Source organism: Streptomyces sp. NPDC058470 (assembly GCF_042721055.1).
Taxonomy (GTDB): domain Bacteria; phylum Actinomycetota; class Actinomycetes; order Streptomycetales; family Streptomycetaceae; genus Streptomyces.
On the sequence record NZ_JBHXMF010000012.1, the window covers coordinates 41,556 to 65,226 of the forward strand.

The 23,671-nt window shown below is 70.9% G+C and carries 16 protein-coding genes; 9 read left to right on the forward strand and 7 right to left on the reverse strand.

Annotation, left to right across the window (positions count from 1 at the left end; genetic code table 11):
- Positions 1-135 precede the first annotated feature (135 nt).
- Positions 136-1,701: a peptidoglycan DD-metalloendopeptidase family protein gene (locus tag ACFWP7_RS11255; protein ID WP_384379572.1), complete on the reverse strand. Its 1,566-nt coding sequence runs from the start codon at positions 1,699-1,701 to the stop codon at positions 136-138.
- A gap of 306 nt (positions 1,702-2,007) precedes the next feature.
- Complete coding sequence (locus tag ACFWP7_RS11260; RefSeq protein ID WP_384379575.1) at positions 2,008-2,871, reverse strand: esterase/lipase family protein; 864 nt, start codon at positions 2,869-2,871, stop codon at positions 2,008-2,010.
- A gap of 771 nt (positions 2,872-3,642) precedes the next feature.
- Between ACFWP7_RS11260 and ACFWP7_RS11265 the strand changes: the two genes are divergently transcribed.
- Complete coding sequence (locus ACFWP7_RS11265) at positions 3,643-4,059, forward strand: cobalamin B12-binding domain-containing protein (protein WP_384379578.1); 417 nt, start codon at positions 3,643-3,645, stop codon at positions 4,057-4,059.
- 438 nt (positions 4,060-4,497) lie between these two features.
- On the opposite strand, the gene ACFWP7_RS11270 is transcribed toward ACFWP7_RS11265, so the two are convergent.
- Positions 4,498-6,165 (reverse strand): DUF5691 domain-containing protein, encoded by a 1,668-nt coding sequence (locus ACFWP7_RS11270; RefSeq protein WP_384379581.1) that lies wholly within the window; start codon positions 6,163-6,165, stop codon positions 4,498-4,500.
- 31 nt (positions 6,166-6,196) lie between these two features.
- Entirely contained in the window at positions 6,197-7,573 is a 1,377-nt protein-coding gene (locus ACFWP7_RS11275; RefSeq protein ID WP_384379584.1) for an SWIM zinc finger family protein, read from the reverse strand.
- 159 nt (positions 7,574-7,732) lie between these two features.
- On the opposite strand from ACFWP7_RS11275, the gene ACFWP7_RS11280 reads away from it, so the two are divergent.
- The 5 genes from ACFWP7_RS11280 (at position 7,733) to sucD (ending at position 15,910) form a co-directional block, all read left to right on the forward strand.
- A complete protein-coding gene (locus ACFWP7_RS11280; RefSeq protein ID WP_384379587.1) occupies positions 7,733-8,884 on the forward strand; it encodes an AAA family ATPase in 1,152 nt (383 codons plus the stop codon).
- Complete coding sequence (locus tag ACFWP7_RS11285) at positions 8,881-11,445, forward strand: DUF5682 family protein (protein ID WP_384379590.1); 2,565 nt, start codon at positions 8,881-8,883, stop codon at positions 11,443-11,445. The genes ACFWP7_RS11280 and ACFWP7_RS11285 overlap by 4 nt, the downstream gene beginning before the upstream one ends.
- Positions 11,442-12,674, forward strand: a complete 1,233-nt coding sequence (locus ACFWP7_RS11290) for a VWA domain-containing protein (protein ID WP_384379593.1) — start codon at positions 11,442-11,444, stop codon at positions 12,672-12,674. The genes ACFWP7_RS11285 and ACFWP7_RS11290 overlap by 4 nt, the downstream gene beginning before the upstream one ends.
- Positions 12,675-13,825: 1,151 nt before the next feature.
- The gene (sucC, locus tag ACFWP7_RS11295; protein ID WP_384379596.1) at positions 13,826-15,004 is read left to right on the forward strand and encodes an ADP-forming succinate--CoA ligase subunit beta; all 1,179 of its coding nucleotides are present in this window, start codon (positions 13,826-13,828) and stop codon (positions 15,002-15,004) included.
- A 21-nt stretch (positions 15,005-15,025) separates the two neighbouring features.
- Positions 15,026-15,910, forward strand: a complete 885-nt coding sequence (sucD, locus tag ACFWP7_RS11300) for a succinate--CoA ligase subunit alpha (RefSeq protein WP_384379599.1) — start codon at positions 15,026-15,028, stop codon at positions 15,908-15,910.
- A 234-nt stretch (positions 15,911-16,144) separates the two neighbouring features.
- Here sucD and ACFWP7_RS11305 read toward each other — a convergent pair whose 3' ends face one another.
- The gene (locus ACFWP7_RS11305) at positions 16,145-17,323 is read right to left on the reverse strand and encodes a helix-turn-helix domain-containing protein (RefSeq protein WP_384379858.1); all 1,179 of its coding nucleotides are present in this window, start codon (positions 17,321-17,323) and stop codon (positions 16,145-16,147) included.
- A 108-nt stretch (positions 17,324-17,431) separates the two neighbouring features.
- Between ACFWP7_RS11305 and ACFWP7_RS11310 the strand changes: the two genes are divergently transcribed.
- Positions 17,432-19,078, forward strand: a complete 1,647-nt coding sequence (locus ACFWP7_RS11310; RefSeq protein WP_384379602.1) for a DUF6350 family protein — start codon at positions 17,432-17,434, stop codon at positions 19,076-19,078.
- A gap of 193 nt (positions 19,079-19,271) precedes the next feature.
- Here ACFWP7_RS11310 and ACFWP7_RS11315 read toward each other — a convergent pair whose 3' ends face one another.
- Positions 19,272-20,411 (reverse strand): hypothetical protein, encoded by a 1,140-nt coding sequence (locus tag ACFWP7_RS11315; protein ID WP_384379605.1) that lies wholly within the window; start codon positions 20,409-20,411, stop codon positions 19,272-19,274.
- A gap of 500 nt (positions 20,412-20,911) precedes the next feature.
- On the opposite strand from ACFWP7_RS11315, the gene purN reads away from it, so the two are divergent.
- Both purN and purH read left to right on the forward strand, forming a co-directional pair.
- The gene (gene purN, locus ACFWP7_RS11320; protein ID WP_384379608.1) at positions 20,912-21,541 is read left to right on the forward strand and encodes a phosphoribosylglycinamide formyltransferase; all 630 of its coding nucleotides are present in this window, start codon (positions 20,912-20,914) and stop codon (positions 21,539-21,541) included.
- Positions 21,538-23,106: a bifunctional phosphoribosylaminoimidazolecarboxamide formyltransferase/IMP cyclohydrolase gene (gene purH / locus ACFWP7_RS11325; RefSeq protein WP_384379611.1), complete on the forward strand. Its 1,569-nt coding sequence runs from the start codon at positions 21,538-21,540 to the stop codon at positions 23,104-23,106. Before purN ends, purH begins: the two co-directional genes overlap by 4 nt.
- Before the next feature lie 158 nt (positions 23,107-23,264).
- Here the strand turns inward: purH and ACFWP7_RS11330 are convergent, their stop codons facing one another.
- Positions 23,265-23,666: a hypothetical protein gene (locus ACFWP7_RS11330; protein ID WP_384379614.1), complete on the reverse strand. Its 402-nt coding sequence runs from the start codon at positions 23,664-23,666 to the stop codon at positions 23,265-23,267.
- Between the last annotated feature and the right edge of the window lie 5 nt (positions 23,667-23,671).

Sequence of the window (23,671 nt, forward strand, 5' to 3'; positions counted from 1 at the left end):
CGGGTCCGGGCCGGGTGGGGATCCCGTGGTTACGACGGCTCCGGGCCGGGTGGGGATCTGGTGGTTTCGCCGGGTCCGGGCCGGGTGGGGATCCCGTGGTTACGACGGCTCCGGGCCGGGTGGGGGACCTGGTGGTTACGTCGGGTCCAGGCCGTGGCTGCGTAGCCATGGCAGAGGGTCGATCGCCGAGCCGCCTGCCGGGCGGACCTCGAAGTGCAGGTGCGGGCCGGTGGAGTTGCCGGAGTTCCCGGAGTTCGCGATCGGGTCGCCGGCCTTCACGGTCGTACCGGACGCGACCTGATAGCTGGAGAGGTGGCAGTACCACGTCTCCGTGCCGTCCATCGCGGTCACGATCATCATGTTGCCGTACGCGCTGTTCCACTGCGTCCGGACGGTGCCGTCGGTCGCGGCCATCACCGTCGTACCGTACGGCACCGGGAAGTCGATGCCGGTGTGGATCGACATCCAGTTGACGCCCGCCTGGCCGAAGTAGGCACTGAGCCCGTGCTGCGCCACCGGCAGCGCGAACTTCGGACGCAGCCGCTCCTTGGTCGCAGCCGCCTCCGCCGCCTTCTTCCGCTCGGCCTCCTGCTCGGCCTCGAGGTCGATACGTTCCTGCGTGCGGCTCGCCCGGTCGGCGAAGTCGTCCGCGCCCGCGGAGAGACTCTGAAGCTGAGTGTCCAGCTTGTTGTTCGCGGCGGACGGCTTCACCGCGGTCGCGTCGGACGCGCTGAGCGTCGTTTCTTTGGTCTCGTTCCCGTCGACGCTCACCACCGAAGCGGCGGCGATCCCCGCCACGCCCATCACACAGGCCGAGGGAACGGCCACGGTCAGCAGCGCGGAACGCTTCGCGGGGCTACGGCGACGGGAGCGGGCGGCGGACCGCGACACGGATCGCGGGGCCGGGGTCACTTCTTCCATGTCGTCGAGCAGTAGCGGCACCTCGGGCTCGTCACCCTCGTCGCGCCTGTCGGTCGGCCTCTCGAACTCGTCCTCCGTGGCGGCGGGTTGCTCGTACCGGACCTGCTCGAAGGTCGTGGTCGCCTGCTGGTCGAGGGGTTCGGGCTCGGGCTGACGCTCGTAGGGCTCGTGCTGAGCGTGTTCGTGTTCGTACGCGTCCTGGCCACCGGCGGAGTTCCACTGCGTGGCGTCGTACGCGCCCGTTTCCTGGGTGGGTGCGCTCCACTGCTGGGTCAGGTCGGCCGACTGCTCGGGGTGGAGCCAGGCGTTCGCGTCCCACTGGCCCGAGGTGTCCGGGTTGGGGTGCTGCGCGGGAACGTCGGCGAGCTGCTGGTAACCGGCCGCCCACGTCGTCGTTTCGTAGCTGCCGCTGTCGTAGGCGGCCTGGTGCTGCGCCGCGTACGGGTCGTAGTTCAGCGTCTGGTGGCTGCCGGTGCCCAGTGTCTGGTGGCCGTCGGTGCTCCACTGCGTGGCGTCGTACGAACCCGTGCCGTCGCCCGGCATGTTGCCGAAGAGGGGGTCGGTCGCGAAGCTCGTCGTCTCGAAGGCCGGCGTTTCGAAGTGCCCGGTCGCATAGGTGGCGTTGGAGCCCGTTTCACAACCGGTGGCGGGGTAACTGTCGTACGTGGTGAAGTCGCCGTACTGGGCTTCCTGCCCGCCGTACGACGCGTAAGGCGTCGAAGCGACATCGGAAGCCGGGGCCGGGGGAGTAGCAATCCCCGACGGAGGACGGTCGTTCACCAACTTCTCTTTCGCCGACAACAGGGGCTGGCAGAGCAGTGCGGTGACTGTACCCGGCAGTACGCGGGCGCGACAATCTTCCGCAGGTTTCCCCCTCGTAGGAAACGGGCATTCGGCGGTGTTTCGGGGAACTGTGGGCACGGCTTTGGCCTGGCGTTCGATCGACGTTCGATTGTGGACGGCTGTCTGGTTGCTGTCAGGCCGCTCTCGCCGACTGTCGGCGCCTCTTTGCTCGCGCGCGGCTCGCTCTGGTCTCGCGCTCGGCTCACTCTCGTCTCGCTCTACGGGGTGACTGTCACGCCCTCGTCAGGCGACTGTGAGACCGCCACCGCTCTGGACGGCGACCTGGGCTGTCGGTTCCTCGGTGTCCAACGCCTGCCGTATACCCGTCGCGACGGCGGGATGCACGGGCAGGGCGAGATGCCCGACACCGCTCACCCGTACGTTCTGCGCGAGCAGGTCCGGGTGATCGACGCAGGCCGTCTCCAAGGGGTCCATCAGCTGGTCGAGGTCGCTCCAGAAGCTCACGAAACGCGTACGGCAGCCCGGCGCGGGCCTGCGCAGTTCCTCGATCACCTCGGAGCCCGGGCGCATCTGACGGACGATCGGGTGTGCGTTCATCAACGGGGCCACGCGGGTGCCCGAGTGCGGTGTGCCGAGCGTGACGAGGGTGCGTACGTGCGTGTCACCGCCGAGGCGCTGCACGTAGTAACGCGCGATCAGTCCGCCGAGGCTGTGCCCGACGATGTCCACGCGGTCCTGGCCCGTGCGCTCGCAGATCTCCTCTATGTGCCGGCCGAGCAGCTCCGCGGCGGGGCGGATGTCGCATGTCAGCGGCGAGTAGTTGAGCGACTCGATGTGCTGCCTGCCGTGTTGGGCGAGGTTGCGGCGCAACAGGACGAAGACCGAGCGGTTGTCGATGAAGCCGTGCAGGAGGACGACCGGGGGCTTGGCCTCCGTGGGCAGTCTCGTGGTGTCCGGTGAGGGGAGCGCGGGAGTGGCGCGGCGCTCCTGGGCCATCCCCGACGGGTAGAGGAGGAGGTGTCCGGCGAGGATCGCGATCTCCAGGGCTGTCGCCTTCAGGAGAACCATCGAGAGTCCTGCCAGCTTGCTCGGAAAAAGGCGCTGGCAGAGGGGAAGAAAGGGCAACGCTGCCCTGGTGACCTTCATGGCCGACCTCCTGTCGGCACGCGGAGGACGGCTCTGTCCCCCGTGTGCACTCGTGGAGAGTCGCGTATGCCGGTGGTGGCTCGGTCGACGTCGGCTGCTTGCCGGGTCGAGCCGGACCGATCCCCGGTCGACGCCGGGCCGGGATCGGCCCGGCTCGGCGGTCGTTCGGCCGGTGTCGGTGGTGTCGCGACGGTACGTCTGTGGCGCGTGGGGCGCCGGTCGACGCGACGGGGTCCGTTCCGTCGGGGGTGACGCGGGTTCCTGTCGTCGCCGACTGTGCGACGGTGGGCTCCTCCGGTATGCGGCGGCCCCTCGGTCCTCGTCGTCCTCGTACGGGTCTGGCTCCCCGCTGTCGTGCCATCGCCGATGTGCCCCACCACTGCGGTGTCCCGCTGACGACGCCGTGGTGCGGCCACCTGATAGCGGCTCTCCTTGCGCAGGCTCCGGCTGTGGTCCATGCGCCGCGGGTCCATGCGGTGCCTGTGCCGCAGGAACCCGGAGCGGTGCGCGGCGAACTTGTCCCACCGTGTGATTTCCCCCTCGGTATCCACCGCGAAACTGCCGGTTGCGGGATGCTGGGGATAACGTTCGTTCACTTCGTCGGGCTGGGTGTGGTGCGGAGGCCTGTGCCGTAGGCGCGCGCGAGTGTGTGCGTGGCGCGTGTGTGGTGTGTGTCTGGTGGTGCGCGCATGGTGCGTCGAGCGACGGAATGTGCGATATCTGTCGGTGTGTGTTAGTGCAGGTTGGCGTAGTCGGTTCATGGAGGCAGTGATGGGTGTGGCAGCCGGTCCGATCCGCGTGGTGGTGGCCAAGCCGGGGCTCGACGGCCACGATCGAGGGGCCAAGGTGATCGCGCGTGCGCTGCGTGACGCCGGTATGGAGGTCATCTATACCGGGCTCCATCAGACTCCCGAGCAGATCGTCGACACCGCGATCCAGGAGGACGCCGACGCGATCGGTCTCTCGATCCTGTCCGGCGCCCACAACACGCTGTTCTCGGCCGTCATCGACCTCCTCAAGGAGCGCGACGCGGAGGACATCAAGGTCTTCGGCGGCGGGATCATTCCCGAGGCGGACATTGGTCCGCTCAAGGAGAAGGGGGTCGCGGAGATCTTCACTCCGGGGGCGACCACCGGGTCGATCGTGGACTGGGTGCGGGCGAATGTTCGGCAGCCGGCCGGGGCGTAGGGCTGGCGGGGGCGCCTTGTGCGGGTGGGTGCTGTTCGGTGCGTGTGCCGGTGGGTACGCGCTGTTCGGTGCCGGTGGGTGTGCCGTCCGGTGCGTTTGCCGTCTGGTGGGTGGGTCGGGGGCGTGCCGGTACGTCCCGCCCGTCGCCGACGGATCAGACGTTGGGCAACGGTGCGGGGGTCCGGTGACGCGGGCGTACGCGACGGGCATTTGGACGTACCGGCACGCCCCCTTCCGCCGTTGTTCGGCTGCGGGTCGTGGGGCGGCGGCAATGCTTTTCGGCTCCGGCCCGGCGGTCCTTGAGCTCTTCAGCCCTGGCGGGGCTGAAGAGATCTCTAGGCTGTCCGGCGTTTGAGGACGAGCCCTTGGGGCGAAGGGGGCCTGGGGCGGAGACCCAGGTACGGGGTGGGTAGGGGCGGAGGGGGCGAGGGAACTGCTTTACGTCGGGTCGGGTGGGGTGAGTTCCTTGGTCATCGTGGCGCGTAGGCGGAGGGTGGTGACGAGGCGTTGGAAAGCCTCGGACCAGTAGCTGCCGGCGCCGGGGGCGGCGTGTTCCGGCTCGTCGGGGACGCCCGTGAGTGCTTCGAGTCGTACGGCCTCCGCGGGGTCGAGGCACCGCTCGGCCAGCCCCATGACCCCACTGAAACTCCAGGGGTAACTCCCCGCGTCCCGCGCGATGTCGAGCGCGTCGACCACCGCCCTCCCCAACTGCCCCGCCCAGGGCACCGCACACATCCCGAGCAACTGAAACGCCTCGGACAACCCGTGCGTGCCGATGAACCCGGCCACCCACTCGGCCCGCTCGGCGGAGCCCAACGTACCGAGGAGTTTCGACCGCTCCGCCAGGGACACCGCTCCCGGTCCCCCGGCCTCGGGGGCGGAGGGCGCCCCGAGGAGCGCCCTGGACCACCCCGGATCCCGCTGCCGTACCGCCGCCCGGCACCACGCGGCATGCAGCTCTCCCTGCCAGTCGTCCGCCACGGGCAGGGCGACGATGTCCTCCGGCGTACGTCCGCCCAGTCGTCGCGGCCAGGTCGCGAGCGGCGCCGCCTCGACCAACTGGCCCAGCCACCAGGACCGTTCACCTCGCCCGGCGGGAGCCTTCGGCACCACACCGTCCCGCTCCATGCCCGGGTCGCACTCGTGCGGTGCCTCGACCACGATGGTGGGGGTGCCCCGGGTGCGGTCGACGGCCACGCAGGAACCCGCTCGGGCCGCCATCCGCGCGGCGAGCGCCGATTCCGGCAGTGCGGACAGCAACTCCGCCGCCGTCGCACGTACGTTGCGGCTCCGGTCGGCGAGTGCCTGTTCCAGGAAAGGCTCGTCGGCCGCGCCCAGCTTCGACCGCAGTGAGTCGAGGAACATCAGCCGGTCCTCGGCCCGCTCGGTTGCCCATGTCGTGGTGAGCAGCTCGCGGGCGGCCGCCGGCTGCCGGGTCCGTATCGCCGTGAGCAGCGCGACCCGCTCGGCGAACAGACCTTCCTGCCAGAGCAGTTGTATGCTCCCCCGCTCTTGGCTCCCTTCGAGCGGGGGGACACCCATGGGCTCAGCGGGGCCCGGGAGCGCCGTACCGCCGCCTGGCATGGAGCGCAGTGCGAAGCGCCAGTCCGGGTTCAGCCGTGCCAGCCACAGGGCGCGCGGCCCCGCGAAGGTCAGCGCGGCCGGGCGTAGATCCGTACGGCCCCGGGCCGCGTCCAGGAGAGCGGGCAGGGCTTGCGGGGGTGCCGCGAAGCCGCGCGCATTGGCCAGGGCGAGCCACTGCGGCAGCAGTTCCATGAGGTCCGGTGCCGTCCCTCTGCGGCCGCCGCCCCCGGTGCCGGGCCGGTCCGTCAGCAGCAGCGTGAGTCTGTGTGCGGCAGCGGGTGGCAGGGGCGGGCGTGGATCCGGCGCCGCCTGCTCGGGTCGGGCCGCTGCCCGCGCCGGCCGCACCCCGGCCCGCCGCCGCAAGGTCTCCACGGCGGCCGCGTCCAGCAAAGCCATCGGTGCGTCCTGTCCCGGCCCGCACCCTGGAGGCGTACGCCGATCGGTTCCGAGCAGCGCCACCGTGACGAGGTCCTCCCAGGAGCCCCCGACGGGCGCGCCCGCTGGAGCAGAGGTCGTGTTCATGAGCGTCGGCATCCTTTCCGTACGGAGGTGGTCAGCACAGCGACACCGCCTCTCCTGGGCCCTCCGGCCAGGCCGTCAGCGGAGTGAAGCCGTGGTGGCCGCACTCGCCGAAGACGGTGACGGGTGCGCCGCCGGAGAGAGCGGCGAGGCGCCACAGGCCGGGGAGGGAGTGGCGTGCCGGGGTGATGGGCAGGGCCAGGTCACCGTCGGCATCGGCCAGTTGCCAGCGGGGTGCGATCCCGGTTGTGTCGCCGTCCGGGGTCGGTATGACCCGGTTCAGGGTGACGGGGTAGGAGTCGAGCCAGGGATCGGCCCGCAGGGCATCGCCGTAGCGGGACGCTGCCTGGGGTGTGGAGACTCCCGGTGGCCGTGTGGTGGTGGGGGTCGGTGGTGTGAACTGTTCGCCGAGGGCTGCTCGTAGCTGCCCGGCGCCGGCATAGGCGGAAAGCTCCGCCTCGAAGGCCAGCCCGACGGGCAGAGCCAGTTCCGGTGCGCGGCCGGCGGCTCCGTAGGAGAGGAGCAGCGCAGTGCGGTCGGACTCCGATCCGTGCAGCCAGATCCTGCGTGTGGTGAGACGGCTGTCCGCCGTGTCGTACTGCGCCAGGACCAGCCAGTGGTCACGCACCGGCGGGCCGTCCGCCGAACCGGGCAGCCCGATCCGGGAACGGACCGTCATGGCAAGACCGTCCGGCAGACGCTCGCGCCGCAGCCAGCCCTGATCGAGGAGGTGCAGCAGCGCGCACTCCTCCAGGAGCCGCACCGGCCAGCCCGGCCCGGACGACGGGATCGCCCCCAACTCCCGCACGCGCGCGGCCAGTCCAGGTGCCTGCGCGTCGACCATCCGGGCCGCCGTCTCCTCCCACTGCCCGTACCCGGCCTGCTCGGCTCCGGCGAGGCCGCCCCGCAGCAGATCCGCCAGCCGCTGCTCCAACTCCGCCGCGCCCGCCGTGATCCGCTCGGCCCGCCGCTCCGCCCGGCGCCGCGCACCCTCCGGATCACCCGACGAGGCCGTCCCAGATTCCCCGCCCGTCGTCGTCGCCCTCCCCGCCGCGCGCTGTTGTCTCCCGGCTATCCACTGCTCCGCCCAGTCCGGCGCATGCCCCCGCGGCACCGTGCCCTCCTCGCCCGCCCAGAGCAGCAGCAGCCCGAGTGCGTGCTTGCACGGGAACTTGCGGCTGGGGCAACTGCACTTGTACGCGAGCCCGGTGGAGTCCGCGATATCGATGACCGTCTGATACGGCTTGCTGCCACTTCCCGCGCACAGTCCCCATACCGTCCCCTCGTCAGAACTGCCTGCCTCCGACCACGGCCCGGTCGCGCCGAGCTTGCTTCCCGCTTTGCGTGACGCTGCGTCAGGCGCCAGTGCCAGCACCTGATCCGCAGTCCAGCGCACCCCCTGCTGAGTCATGTCATCGAAGGTAGGTCCCACCACTGACAATCGACTCTCGCGAGGGCGTTTGTGCAGGTCAGATCGCATTGTCAGTGGCGTGGTGCACGGTGGAACCAGTCCGAACCGGGCCGATCGAACCAACCGATCGAACCGGCCGAGCTGGAGGGGGACCTAGCCATGTCTGTGTCCGTTGAGCCGAGTGAGTCGACGTCCGTCAATCCGCCCGCGGGGGCGGCCCCGCACAACGCGGGCGAGGTGTTGCGGCCGCACGCCGAGGACGCCTTCGCGGCCGAACTCGCCGCGCTGGCCGCGCAGGACGACCGGCCCCGCCCGGCCCGCTGGCGGCTCTCGCCGTGGGCCGTGGCCACCTATCTGCAAGGTGGCACGCTGCCGGACGGCACAGTGATCACACCCAAATATGTGGGACCGCGCCGCATCGTCGAGGTTGCTGTCACCACGCTCGCCACCGACCGTGCGCTGCTTCTGCTCGGAGTGCCCGGCACCGCGAAGACCTGGGTGTCCGAGCACCTGGCCGCGGCGGTCAGCGGCGACTCCACGCTGCTGGTACAGGGCACGGCCGGCACACCCGAGGAGGCGATCCGCTACGGCTGGAACTACGCGGAGTTGCTCGCACACGGGCCGAGCCGGGCCGCCCTGGTGCCGAGCCCGGTCATGCGCGCCATGGCGGAGGGGATGACGGCGCGGATCGAGGAGCTGACCCGTATCCCCGCCGACGTGCAGGACACACTCATCACGATCCTTTCGGAGAAGACGCTCCCGATACCGGAGTTGGGCTCGGAAGTGCAGGCCGTCCGCGGCTTCAACGTGATCGCCACGGCCAACGACCGCGACCGGGGGGTCAACGAGCTGTCGAGCGCACTGCGCCGCCGATTCAACACGGTGGTGCTGCCGCTGCCGGAGAGCGCCGACGCCGAGGTGGACATCGTCTCGCGCCGTGTCGACCAGCTCGGCCGCTCCCTCGACCTGCCCGCAGCGCCCGACGGCATCGACGAGATCCGCCGCGTCGTGACCGTCTTCCGCGAGCTGCGCGACGGAGTCACGGCCGACGGGCGTACGAAACTGAAGTCACCCAGCGGCACGCTGTCCACCGCCGAGGCGATCTCCGTCGTCACCAGCGGGCTTGCGCTGGCAGCCCACTTCGGCGACGGCGTTCTGCGGGCGAGTGACGTCGCCGCCGGCATCCTCGGCGCCGTCGTCCGCGACCCGGCGGCCGACCGCGTCATCTGGCAGGAGTACCTGGAAGCGGTAGTCCGCGAGCGGGACGGCTGGAAGGACTTCTACCGAGCCTGCCGGGAGGTGAGCGTATGAGCGAAGTCCGGGGGGAGAGCGCCGGGCACGTCGACACTGAGGGGGATCTTGTGACGGGCGTCGACAGACCGCCATCCGGGAGAGGGGTACCCGGCTACGGGCCACTGCTGCTCGGCGTACGGCATCACGGGCCGGGGTCCGCGCGGGCCGTGCGGGCCGCACTGGAGGCAGCGGCTCCGCGGGTCGTGCTGATCGAGGGGCCACCGGAGGCCGACGATCTCATCCCGCTCGCGGCCGACCAGGGCATGCGTCCCCCGGTCGCCCTCCTCGCCCACGTCGTGGACGAGCCCGGTCGCTCGGCCTTCTGGCCACTGGCCGAGTTCTCCCCGGAGTGGGTGGCCATCCGATGGGCGCTGGATCACGGGGTTCCGGCCCGGTTCATCGACCTTCCCGCAACCCACACGCTGGCCTGGGGGCATGAAGAGGACTCCTCGGAGGAGGGGGAGGAGGTCGCCTCGGAAGCCGTCCGTGTCGACCCCCTCGCCGTGCTGGCCGAGACCGCCGGTTATGACGATCCCGAGCGGTGGTGGGAGGACGTGGTCGAGCACCGGGGCGGGGCGGGAGGCGATCCGTTCGCGCCGTTCGCCGCGCTCGGCGAGGCGATGGGGGCGCTGCGCGAGGCGTACGGGGTCGGTGGGCACGAGCGGGATCTGCTGCGCGAGGCCCACATGCGGCTCCAGATGCGTTCCGCGCAGCGGGAGTTCGGGGACGAGGTGGCCGTGGTGTGCGGGGCCTGGCATGTCCCCGCACTGCGGCAGAGGACCACCGTCGGCGCCGACCGGGCGTTGCTCAAGGGGCTGCCCAAGGCCAAGGCCGACATGACCTGGGTTCCGTGGACGCACCGCCGGCTTTCCCGGGTCAGCGGGTACGGGGCGGGTATCGACTCGCCGGGTTGGTACGGGCATCTGTTCGGCGCCCCCGACCGCCCGGTCGAGCGCTGGATGACGAAGGTCGCCCGGCTGTTGCGCGACGAGGACCGGATGGTCTCGTCCGCGCACGTCATCGAGGCGGTGCGGCTGGCCGACACGCTCGCCGCGATGCGCGGCCGCCCGCTGCCCGGGCTGACCGAGACCACCGATGCCGTACGAGCCGTGATGTGCGAGGGCTCGGAGGTGCCGCTGGCGCTCGTGCGGGACCGGCTCGTGGTCGGGGACGTGATGGGGGAGGTGCCGGAATCCGCGCCTGCGGTGCCGTTGCAGCGCGACCTCGCGCGGCTTCAGCGGAGTCTGCGGCTCAAACCGGAGGCGGCGGAGCGGGAGTTGGAGCTCGACCTGCGCAAGGAGACCGACGCCGGGCGGAGCAGACTCCTGCACCGGCTGCGGCTGCTGGCCATCGGCTGGGGCGAGCCCGTCGCGTCGCGCGGCAGCACCGGAACCTTCCGTGAGACCTGGCGGTTGCGCTGGGAGCCCGAGCTGTCCGTGCGGGTCGCCGAGGCCGGGGTGTGGGGGACGACCGTGCTGTCCGCCGCGACCGCCAAGGCCGACGCGGACGCCATCGGCGCGGTCTCCCTGGCCGACGTCACAGCACTGGCCGAGTGCTGTCTCCTCGCCGAACTCCCGGACGCACTGCCCGTGGTCATGCGAGTCCTCGCCGACCGGGCGGCCCTCGACGCCGATGTCGGACACCTCGCCCAGGCGCTGCCCGCACTGGTCCGTTCCCTGCGGTACGGCGATGTACGCGGCACCGACACACACGCCCTCAACGATGTCGCGGCGGGCCTCGCCGAGCGGATCTTCGTAGGACTCCCGCCGGCCTGCGCGGCTCTCGACCCCGACGCCGCCGAGGAGATGCGGCGCCATGTGGACGCGGTGCAGGGGGCGGTGGGGCTGCTGGCGGGGGCGGGCAGCGTCGCGTCATCTGACGCCGCCGTGTCACCTGACGCCGCCGTGTCGCCTGACCCTGGCGTGTCGCGTGACCCAGGCGTGTCATCCGACGTCAGACCCTCGTTCGACGGCAGGCCGTCATCCGGGGGCATACGCCGCCGCTGGCACTCCGTGCTTCGGGTGCTGGCAGGGCGGGACACCGTGTCAGGGGTGATCCGCGGGCGGGCCGTACGACTGCTGCTGGACGAGGGCGAGTTGGCGCAGGACGAGGCCGCCCGGCTCATGGGGCTCGTGCTGTCGCCGGGGACGACGCCGGGGGACGCCGCCGCGTGGATCGAGGGGTTCGTCGGGGGTGGCTCCGGGGGCGGAATGCTGCTCCTGCACGACGAGCGGCTGCTCGGGCTGGTGGACGCGTGGCTGACCGGGGTGCCGGCGGAGGCGTTCACCGATGTGCTGCCTCTGCTGCGGCGGACGTTCTCGGCGTACGAGGTCGGAGTGCGCAGGACCTTGGGCGAGCTGATCCGGCGTGGTCCAGGGGCAAGGGGCAGCGCCACGGTCGCGGCCTCCGGGATACCCGGGTTCGCTCCCGAGCTCGACCCCGAGCGCGCGGACGCCGTACTGCCGGTGCTGCGGCTGCTGCTCGGGCTGGACGAAGGCGACGGCGGGGGCGACGACGGCGACGGCTCAGCCGGCGACCGGGTGAGTGACGACAACTACCTTGTGGAGGTGGCCCGATGACCGCATCGGTGGACGCGACCGACGGGGTCGCCGCGACCGCCGCGACCGCCGTGGCCGGCGTGGCCGGTGTGACCGACACGACCGGAGCTGCGGGCGAGCGGCTGCGGCGCTGGCGGCTCGTGCTGGGGGGCGACGAGGCTGACGGCACCGGATGTGCTCTCACCGGGCAGGATGCCGCGATGGACGGGGCGCTCGGCGCGTTGTACGGGAAAGGGGGCAAGGGGCAGCCGGGGCGGGACCGTTCGGCGGGGCTCGGGGCGTCCGCACCGTCCGTAGCGCGCTGGCTCGGGGACATCCGGACGTACTTCCCGTCGTCCGTCGTCCAGATCATGCAGCGGGACGCCATGGACAGGCTCGGGCTGTCCGCCCTTCTGCTGGAGCCCGAGATGCTGGAGGCGGTGGAGGCCGACGTCCACCTCGTGGGCACCCTCCTCTCCCTCAACAAGGCGATGCCGGAGACGACCAAGGAGACCGCGCGGGCCGTCGTAGGGAAGGTGGTCGAGGACCTGGAGAAGCGGCTCGCCACCCGTACGCGGGCCACGCTCACCGGCGCCCTCGACCGCAGCGCCCGGATCAGCAGGCCCCGCCACCACGACATCGACTGGAACCGCACCATCGCGGCGAACCTGAAGCACTATCTGCCCGAGTACCGCACGATCGTGCCCGAGCGGCTGATCGGCTACGGGCGGGCGTCGCAGTCCGTGAAGAAAGAGGTCATCCTCTGTATCGACCAGTCGGGGTCGATGGCGGCCTCCGTGGTCTATGCCTCCGTCTTCGGCGCCGTCCTCGCGTCCATGCGGTCCATCGCCACCCGGCTCGTCGTCTTCGACACGGCTGTCGTCGACCTCACCGACCAACTCGACGACCCGGTCGATGTCCTCTTCGGCACGCAACTCGGTGGGGGTACGGACATCAACAGGGCGCTCGCGTACTGCCAGTCGCAGATCACCCGGCCCGCCGACACGGTCGTCGTGCTCATCAGCGACCTCTACGAAGGGGGGATACGGAACGAGATGCTCAAGCGGGTCGCGGCGATGAAGGCGTCGGGGGTGCAGTTCGTGACGCTGCTCGCGCTGTCCGACGAGGGGGCACCGGCGTACGACCGTGAGCACGCGGCGGCCCTCGCGGCGCTGGACGCACCGGCGTTCGCCTGCACACCCGATCTGTTTCCCGAGGTGATGGCGGCGGCTGTCGAGAAGCGGCCGTTGCCAATACCGGACACCAGGTGAGGAGTTGAGAGTCACAGGAGTGTGAATCCAGGAGTGTGAATCCAGGAGAGCGAATCCAGGAGCGCGAATCCAGGAGCGCGAATCCAGGAGTGTGAATTGTGGAGTGTGAATTGTGGAGAGTGAATTGTGGAGAGTGAATCTCAGGAGTGTGAATTCGGGAGGGTGGCTTCAGGCATGAGTCGGCCGGGTGTGAACACCCTTCGGTAAGAGGGGGCTTGTGTGGCCTTGGGAGCCTCGTGCGAGGATCGATGCGTCTTCGCGCCCTTCGCACGGAAGAGCCCCCCTGCGCACCACGTGCCCCTCGGCAATCCGACCAGCAATCCGACCAGCAATCCGACCGGCAATCCGACCGGCAATCCGACCGGCTTACCGGACCGCCGGTCGGCCGTCGGCAACGGCGGGTCGCGGCACGGTGACGCGCATGCCGTCACTGCTCACCACCGGATGCCGCTGCGGCTCGTGCCCGGCGCGTCCGCTTCCGCGGCTGTGACCGTGGTCGAGGCCCGGGACAGGTACCGGGACATTCCCGTTTTCCCCGGCTAGACAGCCAGCCCTCTCCTGCTCAGCCCCGTTTATGACGAGCGGTACAGGTCTGCCCGCTGTCCGGGCCCTCCGATTCGGTCACCAGGTGGAGGCAGCGGCCGCCGCCGGGGGACGGAGCGCTCCCTCTCTCCGCTCTCCACCCTCCTTCCCCTCTCGTACGGCGGCTTCCGGCGGCTTACGGCGGCTTACGGCGACCTGCGGCGAAGGCGTCGTACGGAGGGACTGACTCCGCGGGTCGATGAACCCGGACGGCCGAAGCCTTCGGCCCGTCCGGAGCGGAAGTCCGTGGAAGGGCCGGTTGGTCCCCATTGGGGTGGGGACCAACGGCCCTGCGCCCCCTCCGGGGCTGTTCAGAGGGCCTCACCGGGCAAACCCCAGCCCGGTGAGGCCCTGCCCCGCCCCGCTCTGTGACAGGTATCACCGCTCAGGTGTGACCTGCGATTTAGGGACCCGCGTCCGGCGGCGATAACCTGCGAGACGGACATGCCGCGCGCTCGGACACCGTGTGCGCCACCCTTGTGACAGCGGACGTCACGTTGCCCTTCGCGGCACGCCCACGGAGACAGCAGACCGCAGAGCGGCGAGATCACTGATAGGGACGGACGCGCGTGGACCTGTTCGAGTACCAGGCGAGGGACCTCTTCGCCAAGCACGGTGTACCGGTGCTGGCCGGTGAAGTCATCGACACGCCTGAGGCAGCCCGCGAGGCGACCGAGCGTCTTGGCGGCAAGTCCGTCATCAAGGCACAGGTGAAGGTCGGTGGCCGAGGCAAGGCCGGCGGCGTCAAGCTCGCCGCCACCCCGGACGAGGCCGTCGCCCGGGCGACGGACATCCTCGGCATGGACATCAAGGGCCACACGGTCCACAAGGTGATGATCGCCGAGACCGCGCCCGAGATCGTCGAGGAGTACTACGTCTCGTACCTCCTCGACCGCACCAACCGCACCTTCCTCGCCATGGCGTCCGTCCAGGGCGGCGTGGAGATCGAGGTCGTCGCGGAGGAGAACCCCGAGGCCCTCGCGAAGGTCCCGGTCGACGCCAACGAGGGCGTGAGCATCGAGAAGGCCCGCGAGATCGTCGCCCAGGCGAAGTTCCCGGCCGAGGTCGCGGAGCAGGTCGCCGAGATCCTCGTGACCCTGTGGGACACCTTCATCAAGGAGGATGCCCTCCTGGTCGAGGTCAACCCGCTGGCCAAGGTCGCCTCCGGCAAGGTCATCGCTCTCGACGGCAAGGTGTCCCTGGACGAGAACGCGGAGTTCCGCCAGCCGGACCACGCCGCGCTCGAGGACAAGGAGTCGGCCAACCCGCTCGAGGCCGCCGCCAAGGCGAAGAACCTCAACTACGTCAAGCTCGACGGCGAGGTCGGCATCATCGGCAACGGCGCGGGTCTGGTCATGTCGACCCTCGACGTCGTCGCGTACGCCGGTGAGAACCACGGCGGCGTGAAGCCGGCCAACTTCCTCGACATCGGCGGCGGCGCGTCCGCGGCCGTGATGGCGAACGGCCTGGAGATCATCCTCGGCGACCCGGACGTCAAGTCCGTCTTCGTCAACGTCTTCGGTGGCATCACCGCCTGTGACGAGGTCGCCAACGGCATCGTCCAGGCCCTCCAGCTGCTCAAGGACAAGGGCGAGGAAGTCACCAAGCCCCTCGTCGTGCGCCTCGACGGCAACAACGCCGAGCTGGGTCGCAAGATCCTGTCGGACGCCAACCACCCGCTCGTGCAGCGCGTGGACACCATGGACGGCGCGGCCGACAAGGCCGCCGAGCTCGCGGCTGCGAAGTAAGGGACGAGGGAAACAACCGCCATGGCTATCTTCCTCAACAAGGACAGCAAGGTCATCGTCCAGGGCATGACCGGTGCCACGGGCATGAAGCACACCAAGCTCATGCTGGCCGACGGCACGAACATCGTCGGCGGCGTCAACCCGCGCAAGGCGGGCACGTCGGTCGACATCGACGGCACCGAGATCGCGGTGTTCGGCACGGTCGCCGAGGCGATCGAGAAGACGGGCGCGAACGTATCCGTCCTCTTCGTACCGCCGGCCTTCGCCAAGGCCGCCGTCGTCGAGGCCATCGACGCCGAGATCCCCCTCGCGGTCGTCATCACCGAGGGCATCGCCGTCCACGACTCCGCGGCCTTCTGGGCGTACGCGAAGTCGAAGGGCAACAAGACCCGCATCATCGGCCCGAACTGCCCCGGTCTCATCACCCCGGGCCAGTCGAACGCCGGCATCATCCCGGGCGACATCACGAAGCCGGGCCGCATCGGTCTGGTCTCGAAGTCCGGCACGCTGACGTACCAGATGATGTACGAGCTCCGTGACATCGGCTTCTCGTCGGCGGTGGGTATCGGTGGCGACCCCGTCATCGGCACCACCCACATCGACGCTCTGGCTGCCTTCGAGGCCGACCCCGACACCGACCTGATCGTGATGATCGGTGAGATCGGTGGCGACGCCGAGGAGCGTGCCGCGGACTACATCGCGAAGAACGTGACGAAGCCGGTCGTCGGTTACGTCGCGGGCTTCACCGCGCCCGAGGGCAAGACCATGGGCCACGCCGGCGCCATCGTCTCCGGCTCCTCCGGCACCGCCGCCGCGAAGAAGGAGGCCCTCGAGGCCGCCGGCGTCAAGGTCGGCAAGACGCCGACCGAGACGGCGAAGCTGGCCCGCGCCATTCTCGGCAATTAGGTACAGCCTCAACGGCTGAGTTTCCCCGGCCGAACGCACGGACGGGCCCGCACCCCCTCACCGGGGTGCGGGCCCGTCCGCGTACTCGCCGGGCCTGCCGTAACCCGTACCCGCCGGGCCTCCGGTAACCCGTACCCGCCGGGCCTCCGGTAACCCGCAGTCGCCGGGCCTCCGGTAACCCGCACCCGGCAGGCCTGCGGCAACCCGCACTCAGCGGCCTCCAGTAACCCGTTCTCAGCGGGTCTCCGGCACCAGCCTCTCCGGGCCGCTCACCGTCTGGGACTTGAGGAAGGCGTGCAGTTCCAGCTGCTCGTCGGAGAGCGGGCCCGGGGCGGCGCGGGGTGGCAGACCGCGGACTTGCGCGCCGGGGGCCATGGGGGGCTCGTAGTGGTCGGCGGCCGTGTGCAGGGTCAGCGAGGTGGCGCCGACGAGCAGCACCGTGAAGGCGATGGCGGCGCGCGTCCAGATGCGGGCACGGTGTTCGCTGCCGTAGCGGACGGAACGCGGTTTCGCCGCGCGCAGCCGCTCCGTGGTGGCGAGTACGGTCAGCCGCCGGTGCAGTTCGTCGGGCGCGGCCAGCTCCGGCAGCCGCGCGGCGACGGCCTCACGCGCGTGCAGCAGCCGGTTGGCCGTCGCGGGTGTGCTCGCCTCCGTCTCGGCCGCGGTGTCCGGCAGGTCGAGGCCGATCCCGTCGTACAGCAGCAGTGTCCGCCGGTACATCGGCGGCAGCTTCAGGAATACGTCGAGCAGCGCGCGGTCCGCCGGATCGGCCGGGGGCGCCTCCGGGTGCCGGTGCCTGGGGCGCAGCCGGTGCCAGGGGGAGAGCGCGTGTTCGTACGCCGTTGCGCGCACCCACCCGGCCGGATCCCGGTCCACGGCCACCTCGGGCCAGCGGTGCCAGGCCAGTTGGAAGGCCCGCTCCACGGACTCGCGCGCCAGCTCGCGCCGGCCGGTGAGCAGGTAGGTCTGCCGTACGAGGGCGGGGGTGCAGAACGCGTAGAGGGCGTCGAAGGCCTGAGGGGGCGTCAGGGGAGGGGGCGGGGGAGGCGGGGGGTCGGGTTCACTCTCACTCTCGCTCTCGCCTTGACTCTCGCCTCCGCGCTCGGGTGCGGCTTCGACCTCGGTGACCGGCTCCTGACGGGTGGTCACGTCGCTCCCGGTCCCGGTCCCGGTCCCGGTTCCGGCCTCGTCCTCGACGTCGGCGGGCGTGGCCTGATCCGGCGCGGTCAGCAGTCTCGCGTACGCTCCCCGTTTGCGGCCCCGCGGCGCCGTACGGCCGGATTCCCACGAGCGCACCGTCTCGCGGGTGACGCCCAATCTGGCCGCAACGTCGGCCTGGCTCAGCGACTTGGCCTCGCGCAGGCGGCGGCGTTCCTTGGGGGATGGCAGCGGGGGCGCGGGGCTCTGTGTCAGCTCGGACTCCACAGCGCGCCCCTTCGTACGAAAAAGTACATAACCGTATATTGAGCGACACATCCAAGGTTCGCCTGTTACGACGAGAAAGCGCGTGTCGTTGGGAGCATGACGGGCGTGACCCAAATGACCGACCGCAGGCTGTCGTTGTCGCCCTTGCTCACCCGGATGCGCGAGCGACCCCCCGGACTGGCCGCCAGCCTCCTGGGTGGTGCCCTCGCGGCGGGGCTCGGACTGGGCTCGTTCGCCGTCCTCGTCATCGCGCTGTGGATCAGCTCCCCGTACCCCGACAGCGGACCGGGCGGCGCGCTGCACGTGGCCGCGGCCCTCTGGCTGCTGGCCCACGGCGTCGAACTCGTCCGCACCGACACGCTCTCCGGAACGCCCATGCCGGTGGGTGTCACACCGCTGCTCCTCGTCGTGCTGCCGGTGTGGTTGCTGCACCGGGCGGGTCGTGACGCGGCTGATGAGGAGTCAGAAGCCGTGCCCCGTACGGCGTGGGCGGGTGTCGTCGCCGGCTATCTGTCCGTCGGCGGGGCCGCAGCGCTGTACGCCTCGGGCGGGGAGCTGCGGCCCTCCTGGGTGTGGACCGCCGTATGCCTGCCGCTGCTTGCCGCGGGCGCGGCGGGGGCGGGGGTGTGGACGGCGTACGGGCATCCGCGTGAGCCCGTGCCCGGGTGGGTGCGCCGGGTTCTTGACGGCCTGCCCACGGGCGTACGCCGCCACGTCGATGCCCACGCGTTCGCGCCCGACGGTCGTCGCTTCCTCGGCGGCGTGGCGCGGGCCGCCGGAGCCGGGGTGGCGGTGCTGGTCGGGGGAGGGGCGTTGCTCGTGGCCGTGTCGTTGGTGTGGCACGGGGGCGCGGCCCGCGGTTCCTTCCTTCAGCTCACCGAGGTGTGGTCGGGGCGGTTCGCCGTACTGCTGTTGTGCGTGGCGCTGGTGCCGAACGCCGCCGTATGGGGGGCGTCGTACGGGCTCGGGCCCGGGGTGGTCCTGGGGGCGGGGCAGGTGGCGGGGCCGTTGTCCTCGGCGGCGCCCGGTCCGCTGCTGCCGGCCTTTCCGCTGTTGGCCGCGGTGCCGGGGGCGGGGGCGCCGTCGGGCTGGGTGAGCTTGGCGAGCGGGGTGGTGCCGGTGGCCGCGGGGGTGACGGTGGCGTGGTTCGTGGTGGCTTCGGCGGTGCCGGGGAGTGGGGGCGGGAGCGCGGTGGTGTGGTCCCGGGGGCGGGTCGTTTGCGGTGTGGTGGTCGCGGGTGGGTTGTGCGGGGGTGTGTTTGCGCTGCTGGCCGGGATGGCCGGGGGAGCGCTCGGGGTGGCGGGGCTGGCCCATTTCGGGCCGGTGTGGTGGCAGGTGGGGGGTGCCGTGGTGGTGTGGGTGGTTGGGGTGGGGGTTCCTGTGGTGGTGGGGGTGCGGGGGTGGCGGGTTCGGGTGAAGCGGGTGCCTCGGGTGCGGGTGCCGAGGTTGTGGTTGGCGTCGTGGGGCTCGCGGAGCTCGCGGGGCGAGGGGGTGGTGGAGTCTCCGGGGGAGGTGCTGGACCAGGCCGAGGGCCCGGCGCAGGCGCAGGCGCAGGCTCAGGTCCAGGTCCAGGTCCAGGTCCAGGGCTCCGGCTTTGACGAGCCGTATGACCTTCTGCCGTCCGACAGCGTGGGGTCTCCGTGGCACGAGGACGTGGCTCGTGAGGCCCGCTGGGCGGCGCTCAAGGAGGCGTCCGCTCCTGTGGAGTCGGGGGAGCCGGGGGAGCGGGGAGAGCCGGGGTGAGGGTGGAGTTTTTCGCCCCCTCCGCCCCTACCCGTCCCGTACCTGGGGGCTGCCGCCCCCAGACCCCCGCTGTCGGCCTGAACGGCCTCGTCCTCAAACGCCGGACGGGCTGGAGATAGCCCCTCCGGCGTTTGAGAAGGGGAGCATGGGGCGCTCACCCCTGTGCAGCCAGCCCGCCACATCCGCCCCGCATCTACCCCTGCGTCCCCAGGATCCCCCGCAGATTCTTCGGCAGAAGGTCGTTGCAGGACTGCTTTGCGACGTTGGTCAGGGCGTCGTTGGTGCAGGCGTAGTAGTCGCTGTAGACGAGCTGGGCGGCGAAGCCGGCGGCGACCATGGCGATGGCCAGGGACGCGGTGACCAGGCCACTCACCGCGGCGGACTTCTGGGGGCGGGCGTTCGCCTGTTCGGGCGCCGGGCTGTCCGGGTCCGGGGTGCGGGGCTTGGCGCGCAGGGCGCTGATGCTCCAGTAGAGGGCGAGCGCGCCGAGCAGCAAGGCGACGTACGGCCAGTTGAAGAGGGCGAAGAAGAAGGCCCACATACCGGAGAGCAGCGCGTACCGTGCGCGGCGCTGGGCCGGGTCCGTCGGGTCCCAGCGCGTACCGGTGCCCGGACCACTGCCGGGCCCTTCCGGACTGTCCTGGCCTTGACCCTGGCCTTGACCCTGGCCTTGCCCCTGCGGCGTACCGGGGCGGTCGCCGAAACCGCGGCCGCTGGACGGTCCGGGCTGGCGGTCGCTCCACTGGCTGCCCCAGGGGGACGGCCCCGCGGGCCCGCCGGACTCACCGTGCTCGCCCGAATCCTCCGAACCCTCCGAGCCCGTCGAACCCTCCGAGCCCTGCCCGTTCGCCGGCCGCCGCGGTTGCCACGGCCGGTCGGGCGTCCCCTCCGGTGGCGGTGCGAACGGATTGTCGTCCGAGCCCGAGGAGGTCGAGCCCGAGGAGCTTGAGCCCGAGGAGGTCGAGCCGGGGGAGGCTGAGCCCGAAGAGCCTGAGCCCGAAGAGCCTGAGCCCGAAGAGCCTGAGCCCGAGGAGCCTGAGCCCGCGGAGCCTGAACCCGAGGAGCCTGAACCCGAGGAGCCTGAACCCGAAGAGGTCGAGCCGGGGGAGGCTGAGCCCGAGGAGGTCGAGCCGGGGGAGCTTGAGCCCGAAGAGCCTGAACCCGAGGAGGTCGAGCCAGGGGAGCCTGAACCCGAGGAGCCTGAACCCGAAGAGGTCGAGCCCGCAGGAGGCGTGTCCTGGCCCTGTCCGCCCGAGACTCCGTTCCCGTCGGCCGAGCCCCGTTCACCCGCAGGGCCGGAGTCGGGCGTGTCCCCGCCTTCCCGTGGCGGCACAGGCGAAGGGCGCCGCTCGCGCAGCAGGAGCGGAGGGAGTCGGAGACTGCGGTCCGGCATCAGGTGTGCGTCTTCCCCTTGGTGGTGATGGCGGGCTCGTGCCCCGTGCGCAAGTGCCCGGGACCGGGGTCCCGGGACTTCGTAACAGCAGGGCCGGAGCCCAAGCACGCGTGCCCGGAACAACCGCCCCGGACCCACACGTACCCACCTCAGATCAACGCCCCACGTGCGCAAGGCGTTCCCCGCGCCGGACGGTGGTCCCAGATGGATCCTCCCCAGACGCTACCTTCCGGCCACGCCCCCGTCCCGTGGGGGCCGCCCGGTGTGCCGGTATCGTTGCTGACGGTCGGCCGCTTCGTAGGCTTCCCCGTATCCCGGGGCGCGATGCATTCGTACGAATGTACATACGCATGTGCAAGCGTGAATGTGTGCGTGTGAACGCATGGAACGAGCCTGGACGTGCCGGCCGCGCAAACGCTCCCCCGAGAAAGGGCCCCACCGTGGCCGCCAAGCCCGTGGCCAAGCGCCTTGTCGTGCTGGTCTCCGGATCAGGTACGAATCTGCAGGCACTGCTCGACGCCATCGCGGAGGCGGGGGCAGAGGCGTACGGGGCCGAGATCGTGGCCGTCGGCGCCGACCGGGACGGTATCGAGGGGCTCGCGCGAGCTGAGCGGGCCGGGCTGCCGACCTTCGTGAGCCGTGTCAAGGACCACGACACCCGTGACGAGTGGGACGCGGCGCTCGCCGAGGCGACCGCCGCCCACGAGCCCGACCTCGTGGTCTCCGCCGGGTTCATGAAGATCGTGGGGAAGGAGTTCCTCGCACGGTTCGGCGGACGGTTCGTCAACACGCACCCGGCCCTGCTGCCCAGTTTTCCCGGTGCCCACGGTGTCCGCGACGCACTCGCGTACGGAGCCCGGGTCACCGGATGCACCGTCCACTTCGTCGACGACGGCGTCGACACCGGCCCGATCATCGCTCAGGGCGTGGTCGAGATCCGGGACGAGGACGACGAGAGCGCTCTGCACGAGCGCATCAAGGAAGTCGAGCGAAGGCTGCTCGTCGATGTCGTGGGGCGGCTCGCCCGCAACGGCTATCGCATTGAGGGACGAAAGGTAGTTATCCAGTGACCGCCACCGCCGAGAGCAACAAGCGGGCCATCCGACGCGCGCTTGTCAGCGTGTACGACAAGACCGGCCTCGAAGACCTGGCGCGCGGGCTGCACGAGGCCGGTGTCGAGCTCGTCTCCACCGGCTCGACCGCGTCGAAGATCGCCGCCGCGGGCGTTCCCGTCACCAAGGTCGAGGAGCTGACCGGCTTCCCCGAGTGCCTGGACGGCCGCGTCAAGACCCTGCACCCGAAGGTCCACGCGGGCATCCTCGCCGACCTGCGCCTCCCCGACCACCGGCGCCAACTCGAAGAGCTCGGCGTCGAGCCGTTCGACCTCGTCGTCGTCAACCTCTACCCGTTCCGCGAGACCGTCGCCTCGGGCGCGACGCCCGACGAGTGCGTCGAGCAGATCGACATCGGCGGGCCTTCGATGGTCCGTGCCGCCGCCAAGAACCACCCGTCCGTGGCCGTCGTCACCAGCCCCGCCCGGTACGGCGACGTCCTCGGCGCCGTGAAGAACGGCGGCTTCGACCTCACCACCCGCAAGCGGCTCGCGGCCGAAGCCTTCCAGCACACGGCCGCGTACGACGTGGCGGTGGCGAGCTGGTTCGCAGCCGACTACGCGGCCGCCGACGACAGCGGCTTCCCCGACTTCCTCGGTCACACCTACGAGCGCAAGAACACCCTGCGCTACGGCGAGAACCCGCACCAGGGCGCGGCCCTCTACGTCGACGGCACGGGCGGTCTCGCCGAGGCCGAGCAGCTGCACGGCAAGGAGATGTCGTACAACAACTTCACCGACACGGACGCCGCGCGCCGTGCCGCGTACGACCACGCCGAGCCCTGTGTCGCGATCATCAAGCACGCCAACCCCTGCGGAATCGCGGTCGGTTCGGATGTCGCCGAGGCGCACCGCAAGGCGCACGCGTGTGACCCGATGTCCGCGTTCGGCGGGGTGATCGCCGTCAACCGGCCGGTCAGCAAGGAGCTGGCGGAGCAGGTCGCGGAGATCTTCACCGAGGTCATCGTCGCGCCCGGCTACGAGGACGGCGCACTTGAGGCGCTGGCCAAGAAGAAGAACATCCGGGTGCTCAAGGCCCTCGGCGGCCCGTCCAACCCCGTCGAGGTCAAGCCCATCGACGGCGGCGCGCTGCTCCAGGTCACCGACCGTCTCCAGGCGGACGGCGACGATCCGGCGAACTGGACCCTGGCGACCGGCGAGGCGCTCGGCGAGGCCGAACTCGCCGAACTGGCCTTCGCGTGGAAGGCCTGCCGGGCGGTCAAGTCCAACGCCATCCTGCTCGCCAAGGACGGCGCCTCGGTCGGCGTCGGCATGGGGCAGGTCAACCGCGTCGACTCCTGCAAGCTGGCCATCGAGCGGGCCGGGGCCGAGCGGGCACGGGGTTCGTTCGCCGCGTCGGATGCCTACTTCCCGTTCCCGGACAACATCGATGTCCTGAGCGCCGCCGGTGTGAAGGCGATTGTCCAGCCCGGCGGTTCGATCCGCGACGAGCTGGTGGTCGAGGCGGCGAAGAAGGCGGGCGTGACCATGTACTTCACGGGGACGCGGCACTTCTTCCACTGATCGAGTCGCTGATCGAGACACTGATCGAGACACGATCGAGTCGCTGATCGAGACACGATCGAGTCGCTGATCGAGACACGATCGAGAAGTACGGCTGATCCAAGCGTATGGCGGCCTCCGGCCCTCCCCGAGGGACCGGAGGCCGCCGTGTACGTCGGTCAGCAGGTGGCCAGGCCGGGGATTGGCTCGTAGTTGTTGCCGCCCGACACCTTGTTGGCGGGGAACCAGCCCCAGCCGCCGTCGGAGTAGGCGTCGTCGCCCTGCGTCCACAGCCACCAGTTGTTCTTGGCATCCCCGACCGGCGCGTTCTCGCCGTACTGGACCTGGCAGACGAACCAGTTGTCGCCGGAGTAGAGGTAACCGGTGTCGGTTTCGTACACGCCGACCACGTCGCCCTGGTAGTTGTGGCAGTAACGCGCGGTGTACGTCTTGCCGAACGCCTGCTTCTGGCCCGCGTTCCCCCAGCAGCCGTCCGCCGCCGCCGCGCTGCCCGGCGTCAGGGCGAGCGCGCCCGCCGCCAGTACCGCCGCCGCGCCGAGCGATGCGAGTGTGCGCTTCATGGTGT